The sequence below is a fragment of the Pseudomonas sp. LS_2 genome (genome assembly GCF_042709235.1).
Classification (GTDB): domain Bacteria; phylum Pseudomonadota; class Gammaproteobacteria; order Pseudomonadales; family Pseudomonadaceae; genus Aquipseudomonas.
The window spans coordinates 210,281-222,440 of the sequence record NZ_JAVAYC010000008.1 but is presented as its reverse complement, the minus strand read 5'-3'; the positions used below and the strand labels follow the sequence as shown (position 1 = coordinate 222,440).

14 protein-coding genes are annotated in these 12,160 nt (G+C 62.0%); 9 read left to right on the top strand and 5 right to left on the bottom strand.

Features of this window, described 5'->3' with window-relative positions; all coding sequences use genetic code 11:
• Positions 1 to 63 precede the first annotated feature (63 nt).
• Positions 64 to 1,263, bottom strand: coding sequence for a tyrosine--tRNA ligase (gene tyrS, locus RAC97_RS10315; protein ID WP_375099633.1), 1,200 nt, complete (start codon positions 1,261 to 1,263; stop codon positions 64 to 66).
• Between the two features lie 213 nt (positions 1,264 to 1,476).
• On the opposite strand from tyrS, the gene RAC97_RS10310 reads away from it, so the two are divergent.
• Both RAC97_RS10310 and RAC97_RS10305 read left to right on the top strand, forming a co-directional pair.
• Positions 1,477 to 2,895, top strand: a complete 1,419-nt coding sequence (locus RAC97_RS10310) for a peptidoglycan DD-metalloendopeptidase family protein (protein WP_375099632.1) — start codon at positions 1,477 to 1,479, stop codon at positions 2,893 to 2,895.
• 3 nt (positions 2,896 to 2,898) lie between these two features.
• Positions 2,899 to 3,990, top strand: coding sequence for an anhydro-N-acetylmuramic acid kinase (locus RAC97_RS10305; RefSeq protein ID WP_375099631.1), 1,092 nt, complete (start codon positions 2,899 to 2,901; stop codon positions 3,988 to 3,990).
• Positions 3,991 to 4,050: 60 nt separating this feature from the next.
• On the opposite strand, the gene erpA is transcribed toward RAC97_RS10305, so the two are convergent.
• Positions 4,051 to 4,401 (bottom strand): iron-sulfur cluster insertion protein ErpA, encoded by a 351-nt coding sequence (erpA, locus tag RAC97_RS10300; protein ID WP_375099630.1) that lies wholly within the window; start codon positions 4,399 to 4,401, stop codon positions 4,051 to 4,053.
• 144 nt (positions 4,402 to 4,545) lie between these two features.
• A complete protein-coding gene (gene argC / locus RAC97_RS10295) occupies positions 4,546 to 5,580 on the bottom strand; it encodes an N-acetyl-gamma-glutamyl-phosphate reductase (RefSeq protein ID WP_375099629.1) in 1,035 nt (344 codons plus the stop codon).
• Positions 5,581 to 5,724: 144 nt separating this feature from the next.
• Here argC and hemJ point away from each other — a divergent pair, with 144 nt between their 5' ends.
• The 6 genes from hemJ to RAC97_RS10265 all read left to right on the top strand — a co-directional run bounded on the left by hemJ (position 5,725) and on the right by RAC97_RS10265 (position 10,141).
• Positions 5,725 to 6,147, top strand: a complete 423-nt coding sequence (gene hemJ / locus RAC97_RS10290) for a protoporphyrinogen oxidase HemJ (RefSeq protein ID WP_375099636.1) — start codon at positions 5,725 to 5,727, stop codon at positions 6,145 to 6,147.
• Positions 6,148 to 6,171: 24 nt separating this feature from the next.
• Positions 6,172 to 7,125: an NAD(P)H-dependent flavin oxidoreductase gene (locus RAC97_RS10285; protein ID WP_375099628.1), complete on the top strand. Its 954-nt coding sequence runs from the start codon at positions 6,172 to 6,174 to the stop codon at positions 7,123 to 7,125.
• A gap of 67 nt (positions 7,126 to 7,192) precedes the next feature.
• The gene (locus RAC97_RS10280) at positions 7,193 to 7,975 is read left to right on the top strand and encodes an SDR family NAD(P)-dependent oxidoreductase (RefSeq protein ID WP_375099627.1); all 783 of its coding nucleotides are present in this window, start codon (positions 7,193 to 7,195) and stop codon (positions 7,973 to 7,975) included.
• Positions 7,976 to 8,039: 64 nt separating this feature from the next.
• Complete coding sequence (locus tag RAC97_RS10275; protein WP_186653214.1) at positions 8,040 to 8,378, top strand: histidine triad nucleotide-binding protein; 339 nt, start codon at positions 8,040 to 8,042, stop codon at positions 8,376 to 8,378.
• A gap of 65 nt (positions 8,379 to 8,443) precedes the next feature.
• Positions 8,444 to 9,091, top strand: a complete 648-nt coding sequence (gene coq7, locus RAC97_RS10270; RefSeq protein WP_375099625.1) for a 2-polyprenyl-3-methyl-6-methoxy-1,4-benzoquinone monooxygenase — start codon at positions 8,444 to 8,446, stop codon at positions 9,089 to 9,091.
• Positions 9,092 to 9,100: 9 nt separating this feature from the next.
• On the top strand, positions 9,101 to 10,141 hold the full coding sequence (locus tag RAC97_RS10265) for a DUF2157 domain-containing protein (RefSeq protein WP_375099624.1): 1,041 nt from the start codon (positions 9,101 to 9,103) through the stop codon (positions 10,139 to 10,141).
• Between the two features lie 55 nt (positions 10,142 to 10,196).
• Here the strand turns inward: RAC97_RS10265 and RAC97_RS10260 are convergent, their stop codons facing one another.
• On the bottom strand, positions 10,197 to 10,619 hold the full coding sequence (locus RAC97_RS10260) for an OsmC family protein (protein WP_375099623.1): 423 nt from the start codon (positions 10,617 to 10,619) through the stop codon (positions 10,197 to 10,199).
• Positions 10,620 to 10,809: 190 nt separating this feature from the next.
• Between RAC97_RS10260 and crp the strand changes: the two genes are divergently transcribed.
• Positions 10,810 to 11,454: a cAMP-activated global transcriptional regulator CRP gene (crp, locus tag RAC97_RS10255; protein ID WP_375099622.1), complete on the top strand. Its 645-nt coding sequence runs from the start codon at positions 10,810 to 10,812 to the stop codon at positions 11,452 to 11,454.
• On the opposite strand, the gene RAC97_RS10250 is transcribed toward crp, so the two are convergent.
• Positions 11,451 to 12,155, bottom strand: coding sequence for a biotin/lipoate A/B protein ligase family protein (locus tag RAC97_RS10250; RefSeq protein ID WP_375099621.1), 705 nt, complete (start codon positions 12,153 to 12,155; stop codon positions 11,451 to 11,453). The two genes, crp and RAC97_RS10250, sit on opposite strands and share 4 nt — an antisense overlap.
• Positions 12,156 to 12,160 lie beyond the last annotated feature (5 nt).

Sequence of the window (12,160 nt, the reverse complement as noted above, 5' to 3'; positions counted from 1 at the left end):
CATAAAAAGCAAAAGGGAGGCCTGCCGGCCTCCCCACTTCTATATAGCTACGTTTGCAGGCAATTACTCTGCCTTAAGGGTAACTCGCGCAAACGACTTCTTGCCTGCCTGGCAAACGTGAGTCGCGCCCAGCGCGAACATGAAGTCACGATCGATCACAACGCCATCGACCTTGACCGCGCCACTGCCGAGCAGGTCGCGCGCCTGCGCGGAGTTTTTCACCAGGCCGGCCCGGTTCAGCACTGCGGCGATCGGAAGGTCTTCAGCCGCTGCCACTTCGATTTCCGGCAGGTTTTCCGGCAGCTCGCCTTCCTTCATACGGTTACCCGCAGCACGGTGGGCGTTGGAGGCAGCCTCCTCACCATGGAAGCGAGCAACGATTTCCTCCGCCAGCTTGATCTTGATATCACGAGGATTTGCACCCTTCTCGACATCAGCACGGAACTGCTCGATCTCCGCCATCGAGCGGAAGCTCAGCAGCTCGAAGTAGCGCCACATCAAGGTATCCGGAATCGATACCAGCTTGCTGTACATCACCCCTGGCGCTTCCTGGATACCCACATAATTACCCAGGGACTTGGACATCTTCTTCACGCCATCCAAGCCTTCGAGCAACGGCATGGTCACGATGCTCTGTGCCTCCTGACCGTACCCGCGCTGCAGCTCGCGCCCCATTAGCAGGTTGAACTTCTGGTCGGTACCGCCCAGCTCGACGTCCGCCTTGAGCGCCACCGAGTCATAACCCTGCACCAGCGGGTAGAGGAACTCATGAATCGCAATAGGCTGGTTGCTGGTGTAACGCTTGTCGAAGTCGTCACGCTCGAGCATGCGCGCAACCGTGTATTGCGACGCCAGACGAATAAAGTCGGCCGGCGTGAGCTTGTCCATCCAGGTCGAGTTGAACGCAACCTCGGTCTTGGCCGGGTCGAGGATCTTGAACACCTGCTGCTTATAGGTCTCGGCGTTGTCCAGCACCTGCTCGCGGGTCAGCGGCGGGCGGGTAGCGCTCTTGCCGCTCGGGTCGCCGATCATCCCGGTGAAGTCACCAATAAGGAAGATTACCTGATGGCCCAGTTCCTGGAACTGACGAAGCTTGTTGATGAGCACCGTGTGCCCCAGGTGCAGGTCCGGCGCGGTCGGGTCGAAGCCTGCCTTGATACGTAGCGGCTGGCCACGCTTGAGCTTCTCGACCAGTTCCGACTCGACCAACACCTCTTCCGCACCGCGCTTGATAAGCGCCAGCTGCTCTTCAACCGACTTCATAGACAAACCCGCAAGGCTCAGATTCAAAGGGGACCAACCATACAAGATCGGCCGTCAAATACAAGTTTCGCAACGGAATGTGACCCGAAAGGCGGGAGGCAACGTCTACGCGCCCTTGCGTGAAAATGGATTTGGTTATATTTTATACAGTTATTTCATCTTCATCATGTCATTCATCTTTTCCATTTCACTTTTTTCAAAGTCACCTTACCTATGACCAACGAAACGCCTAAAGCGCCCCCGCTTTATCCGAAAAGCCATCTGTTGGCCGCCAGCGGTATCGCCGCCCTGCTCAGCCTGGCCCTGCTGGTATTCCCCTCAAGCGAAGTCGAAGCCAAGAAGACCACCCTCAGCCTGGAGCTGGAAACCCCGGCAGAGCAATTGAAGGACGAAGCCAACGCTGCGCCACTGGTGCAACCTCAGCAGAACACCGGCACACCGTTCGCCCAGATCGAAGGCGCAGCCCCCGCCACCGAACAGGCCACCGAGCAGTCCGAAGCACCCGTCGAGAGCGCCGAGCAAAAGGCCCCTGGTCACCGGGAAGTAGTGGTCGCTCGCGGCGATACATTGTCCATCCTGTTCGCCAAGGTCGGCCTGCCGGCCAATGTCGTTCACGACGTGCTGGCCAGCGACAAACAAGCCAAGCAGTTCACCCAACTCAAGCATGGCCAGGTACTGGAGTTCGAGCTCGACAACGATGGACAGCTCGCCACGCTGCACAGCAAGGTCAGCAACCTCGAAACCATTCGCCTGAGCAAAACCGACAAGGGCTATACCTTCGATCGCGAAGTCAACAAGCCTATGGTGCGTACCGCCTACGCCCACGGCGTCATCAAAAGCTCGCTCTCGGCCTCCGCGCAGCGCGCTGGCCTATCCCACAGCCTGACCATGGAAATGGCCCGGGTGCTAGGTTATGACATCGACTTCGCGCAAGACATCCAGCCCAACGATGAGTTCGACGTGGTCTACGAGCAGAAGGTCATGGATGGCAAGGTCGTAGGCACCGGCAACATCCTCTCCGCACGCTTTACCAACCGCGGCAAGACCTACACTGCCGTGCGCTACACCAACAAGCAGGGCAACACCAGCTACTACACCGCCGACGGCAATAGCCTGCGCAAGGCCTTTATCCGTACCCCGGTGGACTTCGCCCGCATCAGCTCGCGCTTCTCGGCCGGCCGCAAGCACCCGATCCTGAACAAGATCCGCGCGCACAAGGGCGTCGACTACGCCGCACCGCGCGGGACGCCGATCAAGGCTGCCGGGGATGGCCGCGTCGAGCTGGCCGGGCGCCGTGGCGGCTACGGCAACACGGTGATCATCGCCCACGGCAATAGCTACAAGACCCTGTATGGCCACATGCAGGGCTTCGCCAAAGGGGTCAAGACCGGAAGCAACGTCAAGCAGGGCCAGGTCATTGGCTACATTGGCACCACCGGCTTGTCCACCGGGCCGCACCTGCATTACGAGTTCCAGGTCAATGGCGTGCACGTCGACCCGCTGAGCCAGAAGGTGCCGATGGCCGACCCGATCGCCAAGGCCGAGCGCCAGCGCTTCCTGCAGCAGAGCCAGCCCTTGATGGCCCGCATGGACCAGGAAAAGGCCACCCTACTCGCTGCGAACAAGCGCTGAGCCATGGCCCTGTACCTGGGGGTGATGTCCGGAACCAGCCTTGATGGCCTGGACATCGCCCTGATCGAACAAAACGAGCAGCCTCGGCTGCTCGCCACCCACTACGTTCCCATGCCTGGCGACCTACGTCAGGAGCTGCTTGGCCTATGCGCAAGCGGCTCCGACGAGATTGCCCGCGCAGCCTTGGCAGAGAACCGCTGGGCCAACCTGGCCGCTGAGGGCATCCAGCGCCTTCTGACAGCGCAAAACCAGGTGCCTGGGGCCATTCGTGCCATCGGCAGCCATGGCCAGACCATCCGCCACGAACCCGCCCGCGGCTTCACCGTACAGATCGGCAACCCAGCATTGCTCGCCGAGCTTACCGGCATTGCCGTAGTAAGTGATTTTCGACGCCGCGACGTCGCCGCTGGCGGCCAAGGCGCGCCGCTGGTTCCGGCTTTCCATGAAGCACTGTTTGCCCACCTCGGCCAGCGCCTGGCGGTCCTGAACGTTGGCGGCTTCAGCAATCTCAGCCTGATTGAACGCAACAAACCGGTCCACGGCTTCGACTGTGGCCCAGGTAACGTGTTATTGGATGCCTGGATCGAACGCAAGCGTGGCCAGACCTTTGACGCCGATGGCGCATGGGCAGCCAGCGGCAAGGTGCGGGACGAGCTGCTGGCCGCCCTGCTTTGCGACCCCTTCTTCGCTGGAAGCGGGCCGAAAAGCACTGGCCGGGAGGTGTTCAACCTAACCTGGCTCGACAAGCACCTGGCCAGGTTGTCCAGCTACCCTGACGAAGATGTCCAGGCAACGCTCCTGGAGCTGACCGCACGCAGCATCATCGACTCGCTGCACTACGCCCAGCAAGCCACCGAGGCGCTGCTGGTATGTGGTGGCGGTGCACGTAATGGCGCACTCATGGCACGCCTGGCCAGCCTGCTACCTGGCACCCAGGTCAGCAGCACCGCCGCACATGGTATCGATCCCGACTGGGTCGAGGCCATGGCCTTCGCCTGGCTGGCGCATTGCTGCCTGGAAGGTATTCCGGCAAACCGGCCCAGCGTCACAGCAGCCAAGGGCCTGCGGGTACTGGGCGCAATCTACCCCGCCTGAATTGCCCATAAACAGAAACGCCGCGCAAAGAGCGCGGCGTTTTCATGTGTAGCGAAGGGCTTAGATCGAGAACGACGAACCGCAGCCGCAGGTGGTGCTGGCATTCGGGTTTTTGATGACGAAGCGCGAGCCTTCCAGGCCTTCCTGATAATCGACCTCGGCGCCAGCCAGGTACTGGAAGCTCATCGGGTCGACCACCAGCGAGACACCCTCGCGCTCGACGATGGTGTCGTCATCAGCCACGTCTTCATCGAACGTGAAGCCGTATTGGAAGCCCGAGCAGCCGCCACCGGTGACGAACACCCGCAGCTTCAGACGGTCATTGCCTTCTTCGATGACCAGGGTCTTCACCTTATGCGCAGCCCCTTGAGTGAACTCCAGCGCGGTGGGGGTGAAGGTTTCGACGCTCATGATGTTTCTCCCGGCGTTAACCGCCATAACACTCGATGACGCGCATTATCCGCTTCTCCGAGAAAATTGGTCAAGAATTGTGCGGCTTTGGTCGAGGCAAACAAAAAGGCCCGCACAGAGCGGGCCTCGTCTCTGGGCAGGACCTTATGGCAGCAGGCCCGCGTGGGACAGGCCCAAGCGCTCGTCCAGGCCGAACAGGATGTTCAGGTTCTGCACCGCCTGGCCAGAGGCGCCCTTGACCAGGTTGTCGATCACCGACAGCACTACGACCAGATCACCGCCCTGTGGCCGGTGAACGGCGATTCGGCAGACGTTGGCACCGCGCACGCTGCGGGTTTCCGGGTGGCTGCCAGCGGGCATCACATCGACGAACGGCTCATCGGCATAGCGCTTTTCGAACAGGGCCTGCAGGTCGACCGAGGTGTCGACGACGGTCGCGTAAAGAGTCGAGTGAATGCCACGGATCATCGGCGTCAGGTGCGGCACGAAGGTAAGGCCGACATCCTTGCCCGCGGCCAGGCGCAGGCCCTGGCTGATTTCCGGCAGATGGCGATGGCCCTTGACCGCATAGGCCTTCATGCTTTCACCCGCCTCACAGAACAGCGACCCTACCGCCGCGCCTCGCCCAGCACCGCTAACCCCCGACTTACAGTCGGCGATCAGGCGCGAGGTGTCGGCCAGGCCGGCCTCGAGCAGCGGCAGGAAACCCAGCTGAGTGGCAGTCGGATAGCATCCAGGCACGGCGATCAAGCGTGCTTGGCGGATTTTCTCGCGGTTGACCTCGGGCAGGCCGTAGACGGCGTCCTTGAGCAGCTCCGGCGCGCCATGGGGCTGGCCATACCATTTGCTCCACTCGGCAGCATCCTGCAGGCGGAAGTCGGCCGACAGGTCGATTACCTTTGTGCCCGCTGCCAGCAGTTCACCGGCAAGGGCGTGGGCGACGCCATGGGGGGTGGCGAAGAACACCACGTCGCAGGCGCCCAGGGCCTTGCTGTCCGGCACGCTGAACGCCAGGCCGTCATAGTGGCCGCGCAGGTTCGGGTACATGTCGGCAACCGCGACGCCCGCCTCGGAGCGCGACGTGATGACCGCCACCTCGGCCTGTGGGTGCTGCGCCAGCAGACGCAACAGTTCGACGCCGGTGTAACCCGTGCCGCCGACGATACCGACCTTGATCATAACGCTTGCCCCTCATCAACGAACCAACTGGAAAGGCCACGATAATAGGGGCGTGGACAGCCTGTAACAACTCTTGGGATGTCGTATCTGGTCCGTGGCAACTACTATTTGACGACCGTGAAAACCTGAAGGAAGCCGTTCATGCTGTATCTCTGGATAAAGGCGCTGCACATCGTCAGCGTCGTTTGCTGGTTCGCGGGCCTGTTCTACCTGCCCAGGCTGTTCGTCTATCACGCCCAGAGCGAAGACGACACCAGCCGCGAGCGCTTCGCCCTCATGGAGCGCAAGCTGTACCGCGGCATCATGAACCCGGCCATGATCGCCACCTATGTCTTCGGTGGCTGGATGCTGTACCTCAACCCGGGCTGGTTCAGCCAGGGCTGGCTGCATGCCAAGCTCACCCTGGTGCTGCTGCTGACCGGCTACCATCATGTCTGCGGCGCGCACCGCAAGCGCTTCGCTGCCGGCACCAATACCCGCGGCCATGTGTACTTCCGCTGGTTCAACGAGGTGCCGGTGGTGTTCCTGCTGGCCATCGTCATCCTGGTGGTGGTCAAGCCTTTCTGAGCACGACCCTGTAGGAGCCCTGTCATGCCATTACCTGCCCTGCTGGAACACCGCCTGCGCCTGCCTGTGGTAGCCGCACCTATGTTTCTGATCTCCAACCCGCAACTGGTACTGGCATGTTGCAGCAATGGCGTGGTGGGCTCCTTTCCTGCCCTGAACCAGCGCGACAGCGCAGGCTTCAAGGCCTGGCTCGAGGAAATCGAGGCAGGCCTTGCCCAGTTGCAGACGCCCGCTCCTTATGCCGTCAACCTCATCGTGCACCCGAGCAACCCGCGACTGCAGGCTGACCTGGCCTTGTGCGTCGAGCATCGCGTACCGATCGTGATCACCAGCCTGGGGGCAGTAAAGGAGGTGGTGGATGCCGTGCACAGCTACGGCGGCCTGGTGTTCCACGACGTCACTACCCGCCGTCATGCCGAGAAAGCCGCCGAGGCGGGCGTCGACGGCTTGATCGCGGTCGCAGCAGGGGCTGGTGGTCATGCGGGCACCTGGAGCCCCTTCGCGCTGGTCGCCGAAATTCGCCAATTCTTCGACAACACCCTGCTTCTGGCGGGCAGCCTCAACCATGGGCATGAAATCCTCGCAGCCCAACTGCTGGGAGCAGACCTGGCTTACATGGGCACGCGTTTCATTGCCACTCGCGAAAGCCAGGCACCGGACGCCTATAAACAGATGCTGCTGGGCTCGAAGGCCGTCGACATCATCCATACTCCGGCAGTGTCCGGCGTCCCCGCCAGCTTCCTGCGCCAAAGCCTGGAAAAGGCCGGCTATGACCTGGCAACGCTCAAGGCCGGGCATGAAAGCAAGCTCAAGCCCCTGGATGACGAGGCGAAGGCCTGGAAAACGGTCTGGTCCGCTGGTCAGGGCGTCGGCGGCATCGATGACCTGCCTACCGTTGCAGGGTTGCTCGAGCGACTGCACGACGAGTATCGGCAAGCGTTGGCACACAGCCAGCAACTGGGTGGCAGAGCGTTATAGCAAAAGGCAACACCGCGCCTGAGCAGGCTGTACACTAGGCGCCCTCTCAAGCCCCCAGGAGCCTTGCATGTCCCGTTACGCCATGATCACCGGAGCTTCCAGCGGCCTGGGCCTGGCCCTGGCGGAGGCACTGGCACGGCGCGGGCGCAATCTGATTCTGGTGGCACGTCAGCGTGAGACCTTGGAGCCCGTGGCCCTCGAGCTGACCCAGCGCTTCGGTGTCGAGGTGCTGTTCCGAACGTGTGACCTCAGCCAACCGCTGCGTCTTTCGGGGTTCGTGCTGGAGCTCGAAGAAGGCGAGCGGCGCATCGACCTGCTGGTGAACTGCGCCGCACTGCGCACCTACGGCCCGTTCCTGGCGCACGAATGGGCCGATGAGCAAGACCTGCTGGAAGTGAACGTCCTCGCCATGACCCGCCTGTGCCATGCCATCGGCAACCTGATGGCCATCCAAGGCGGTGGGCAGATCCTCAATGTAGCCTCCCTCGCCAGTGCGGCGCCGGGGCCATGGATGGCGTGCTACTCCGCCAGCAAGGCCTATGTCGTGAGCTTCTCCGAGGCGCTACGCGAAGAGCTGCGCCGCACCGGCATCAAGGTCTCTGTACTCTGCCCCGGCCCGGTGCATTCATCGAAGCGGCGCATTCCCCGGCTGCATGGCAGCCAGCGCTGCTTGAGCCCCGAGGAAGTGGCGCTGTATACCGTTCGAGCACTGGACAGGAATCGAGCCCTGATCATGCCCGGCCGCCGCAATCGTTGGCTGGCGTTCGCGCCGCGGCTGATGCCACGCTGGCTGACCCGCAAGTTGGCGGGCCTGATTCATCGTCGCTATTGCCCGATCGAAGCGGACTAACCACTGGGCGAGCCTCCCTACGCTGGGTACACTCGGACCGGACCCTCACCCTGGAGCAAGTGCTGTGGACGATCTATTCCTCAAAATCATCAACCGGGAAATTCCGGCGGATATCATCTACGAAGATGAGCAGATCCTCGCATTCAAGGACATCGCCCCCGCGGCGCCGGTACATTTTCTGGTCATCCCGAAGAAACACATTGCCACCCTCAACGACCTGACCGAAGAGGACAAGGCCCTGGCTGGCCATATCCTGTTCACCGCACAGCGCCTGGCGGTCGAGCAAGGCTGCGAGGAAGGCTTCCGCGTTGTCATGAACTGCAACCCGAAAGGCGGCCAGACCGTCTATCACATCCATATGCATGTGCTCGGCCAACGCCAGATGAACTGGCCACCGGGCTGATCCAAGGCAAGCCCGTCAAGCACGATTGCGGTAGACTGTCGGGCACACTCTAGCGGAGGTGCCCAATGGCTACCGAACGTCACTATTCGCCGCTCGACCGCTTGTTGCTGCAGGCCGATACCGCCATGCGCACCTTGCTGCCCTTCAGCGGCCAGCCTTCCCGCCCCTCTCCGGCCATCGTCCAACCGGACGCCGAGCTGGACGAAGCCCAAACCCGCCATATCGCCGGCCTGATGCGTATCAACCACACCGGCGAGGTGTGCGCCCAGGCGCTTTACCAGGGCCAAGCGCTCACCGCCAAGCTGCCGCAGGTGCGCAAGGCCATGGAGCATGCCGCCGAAGAAGAAGTCGACCACCTGGCTTGGTGCGAGCAACGCATCCGCCAGCTCGGCAGCCACCCCAGCGTGCTCAACCCAGTGTTCTATGGCATGTCGTTCGGCATCGGCGCGCTCGCCGGCCTGGTCAGCGACAAGGTCAGCCTGGGCTTCGTCGCGGCTACCGAACACCAGGTGTGCAAGCACCTCGACGAACACCTGGAGCAACTGCCCCCGGAAGATGAAAAATCCCGCGCTATTCTCGAGCAGATGCGGGTCGACGAAGAACATCATGCCGAATCGGCTCTGGACGCAGGCGGCTACCGCTTCCCGGCACCTGTACGCATGGGCATGAGCCTGCTGGCCAAGGTAATGACCAAAAGTACCTATCGCATCTAGGGCACCAACATGACGGAACGCTTCGACGCCAAGGATCTCGCCAAGGCCGTGAACGCCGGCGTGCTGCAACCGGGCCAGGACCAGGCGCTGCTGACATTTCTGCGCCAGCAGGCAGAGCCGCTGGGCAGCTTCCAACTGGCGCACGTGGCATTCTACTTCGGCGCGCTGCTGATCATGGGCGCGATGGGCTGGCTACTGACCGAGGCCTGGATGCGCATTGGCGACGGGGCCTTGCTGGCCATCGCGCTGGTGTACATCGCGGCATTGACCCTCTTCGCTCTGTCGCTGCAGCGCCGCGGCCAGGCTGTGGCGGCGGGAGTCCTGGCTGCTGTCGCGGTGAGCATCGTACCGCTGGCAGTGTTCGCCCTGGAACGCCTGCTCGGCTGGTGGCCACTGGAAGATTCGCAAGCCGACTACCACGAGTACTACAACCAGGTGCAGGGCGGCTGGCTGCTGATGGAAGCGGCTACCGTGCTCGCGGGCGTCCTGATGCTTCGCCTGGTGCCCTTCCCGTTCATCGTCATGCCGATTGCCGTCGCCCTTTGGTTCATGTCCATGGACCTCAGCGAGTGGTTCCATGGCGAGGTATTCAGCTGGGATCAACGCCGAGAGGTCTCCCTGTGGTTCGGCCTGGGCCTGCTGCTGGTATTCCTCCTGGTGGATGGCCGCACCCGGCGTGACTACGCCTTCTGGGGCTACCTGGCCGGGCTCATGGCGTTCTGGGGCGGCCTGACACTGATAGACAGCGACAGCGAAGTGGGCAAGGCCTCGTACTGCCTGATCAACCTGGTGCTGATGGGTTTGGCGGTGCTGCTGCGTCGACCATTGTTCATGGTGTTCGGCGCACTAGGCGTGGCGGCTTACCTGGGGTACCTGTCCCACGAGGTTTTCGCCGAGTCGTTGCTGTTCCCGGTGGTGCTCACGCTCATAGGGCTGGGCGTGATCGGGTTAGGGTTGGTGTACCAGAAACGCAGGGAGCAGTTGAGCAATTCAATGCGCGCAAACCTGCCGCAATGGCTACAGCATGCGCTACCTGCATTGCGCAACTGAACGAACCGGGGCTATGCCGTAGCCCCGGATAATCGTCGATCGGTCTACAGGGCAATCAACCCAACTCGACAATCTCGTAGCCATGGGTGATTTCCACCCCAGCGCGGTCGAGCATGATCGATGCCGAGCAGTACTTTTCCGCCGACAGTTCCACCGCACGCTTGACCTGCGCCTCTTTGAGGCCACGGCCCTTGACCACGAAGTTCATCTTGATCTTGGTGAATACCTTCGGGTCTTCGCCAGCGCGCTCAGCCTCAAGGAACGCCTCGCAGCTTTCCACCGCCTGGCGCGACTTCTTCAGGATGCTCACCACGTCGAAACTGCTGCAACCGCCCAGTCCCAGAAGCAGCATTTCCATCGGGCGAACGCCGAGGTTACGCCCGCCTGCGTCGGGTGGGCCATCCATGACCACGACATGGCCACTCCCCGATTCGCCGAGGAACATGGCTTCACCGGCCCACTGGATGCGTGCCTTCATCTATCTGGACTCCATCATTTCGGAAAAGGCCGTCAGCTTAGACCTTGTCGCTCTGTCGGAAAAGCTCAAGACGATGAGCTTGCGTGCCGATACGGGGAAGTGTCTGATAAGCTGACGCCAAATCACTGGCGCTCATGTCAGATATTAATTACAAAAAATGCCTCCGCTTCGCACCGAACAGGATTTCGTGATGGTAGCTTCCGCCCTTCCGGCCAAGATAAAGAACATCGACAAGCTGCTGGCCCACTGCCAGCGCCGTCGCTATGCCGCTAAAAGCAACATCATCTGCGCTGGCGACAGGGCCGAGACGCTGTCGTTCATCATCAAGGGCTCGGTGACCATCCTGATCGAGGATGACGAAGGCCACGAGATGATCATTGCCTACCTCAATAACGGCGATTTCTTCGGCGAACTGGGACTGTTCGAGCCATCCGGAAAGGAACATCAACGCAGCGCCTGGGTTCGCGCCAAGACCGAATGCGAAGTGGCCGAGATCAGCTACGACAAGTTCCGCGAGCTATCCCGCCAGGACCCGGACATTCTCTACGCACTGGGCAGCCAGATGGCCCAACGCCTGCGCAACACCACCCAAAAGGTCGGCGATCTGGCGTTCTTCGATGTAACCGGGCGCGTTGCACGTTGCCTGCTCGAACTGTGCAAGCAGCCCGACGCCATGACCCACCCGGATGGCATGCAGATCAAGATCACCCGCCAGGAAATCGGGCGAATCGTCGGCTGCTCCCGAGAAATGGTGGGCCGCGTGCTCAAGGACCTTGAGGAGCGCAGCCTGGTTCAGGTTAAAGGCAAGACCATGGTGGTCTACGGTACGCGCTAGTCTTTCGGTAGAGCTGCAAGCACCCTGGCATAAGCCTCGGACAAGCGCTCGAACCACGGCGCCTGGGGCACCACTTCGTGCAGGGCGATATGACTGTCGGCGCGGCAGCGCTGCTCGAGGCCGCAGACCTCGTTGAAGCGGTTGACCGACGCCACCATCGATTCACGCTCGTTATCCAGCAGCAGTGCGCCATGCACCAATACCACCGGGCGCTTGCCAGCCAGGCCCTGGCGCCAGCGCTGGGCGGTGCCGACCAGCTTGCGGCCATTGAGGTTGACGTTGTAGCGGCCATCGCAGAAGGCACCCTCGATCTCCCCCAGCGACGCCACGCCTCCCCATTCGCGCAACACCTCGCACAGGGGCATGCACAGCCGTTCGTAGGCATTCTCGATACGGCCCTGGTCGCCCTCGCTGCGTGGGGCGACGTAGACCAACGCAAGGTTGACCGTGGCGTGGGACTGCGGCACCGGCTCACCACCGGTCTCGCGCAACAGCACCGGCCAGCCCGCGGTTGCCAGCTCCGCACAGGCTGCCTCGAAATTGCCCAGTCGGCTCATGCGTCGCGGCATCACCAAGGCATGATCGGTCGGACGCCAGAACATCACCCCGGCTTCACGCTCGCCACGGCATACGGCAGCGAGCAATTCCTGTTCGGCATGCAGGCCTTGTTCGACGGTCAAGGCCAGGGGTTGATCGGTCATCGAAT

Coding starts and splice junctions, on each gene's coding strand:
- tyrS (WP_375099633.1), bottom strand. CDS start 1,263: ATGAAGTCGGTTGAAGAGCAGCTGGCGCTTATCAAGCGCGGTGCGGAA.
- RAC97_RS10310 (WP_375099632.1), top strand. CDS start 1,477: ATGACCAACGAAACGCCTAAAGCGCCCCCGCTTTATCCGAAAAGCCAT.
- RAC97_RS10305 (WP_375099631.1), top strand. CDS start 2,899: ATGGCCCTGTACCTGGGGGTGATGTCCGGAACCAGCCTTGATGGCCTG.
- erpA (WP_375099630.1), bottom strand. CDS start 4,401: ATGAGCGTCGAAACCTTCACCCCCACCGCGCTGGAGTTCACTCAAGGG.
- argC (WP_375099629.1), bottom strand. CDS start 5,580: ATGATCAAGGTCGGTATCGTCGGCGGCACGGGTTACACCGGCGTCGAA.
- RAC97_RS10285 (WP_375099628.1), top strand. CDS start 6,172: ATGCCATTACCTGCCCTGCTGGAACACCGCCTGCGCCTGCCTGTGGTA.
- RAC97_RS10280 (WP_375099627.1), top strand. CDS start 7,193: ATGTCCCGTTACGCCATGATCACCGGAGCTTCCAGCGGCCTGGGCCTG.
- coq7 (WP_375099625.1), top strand. CDS start 8,444: ATGGCTACCGAACGTCACTATTCGCCGCTCGACCGCTTGTTGCTGCAG.
- RAC97_RS10265 (WP_375099624.1), top strand. CDS start 9,101: ATGACGGAACGCTTCGACGCCAAGGATCTCGCCAAGGCCGTGAACGCC.
- RAC97_RS10260 (WP_375099623.1), bottom strand. CDS start 10,619: ATGAAGGCACGCATCCAGTGGGCCGGTGAAGCCATGTTCCTCGGCGAA.
- crp (WP_375099622.1), top strand. CDS start 10,810: ATGGTAGCTTCCGCCCTTCCGGCCAAGATAAAGAACATCGACAAGCTG.
- RAC97_RS10250 (WP_375099621.1), bottom strand. CDS start 12,155: ATGACCGATCAACCCCTGGCCTTGACCGTCGAACAAGGCCTGCATGCC.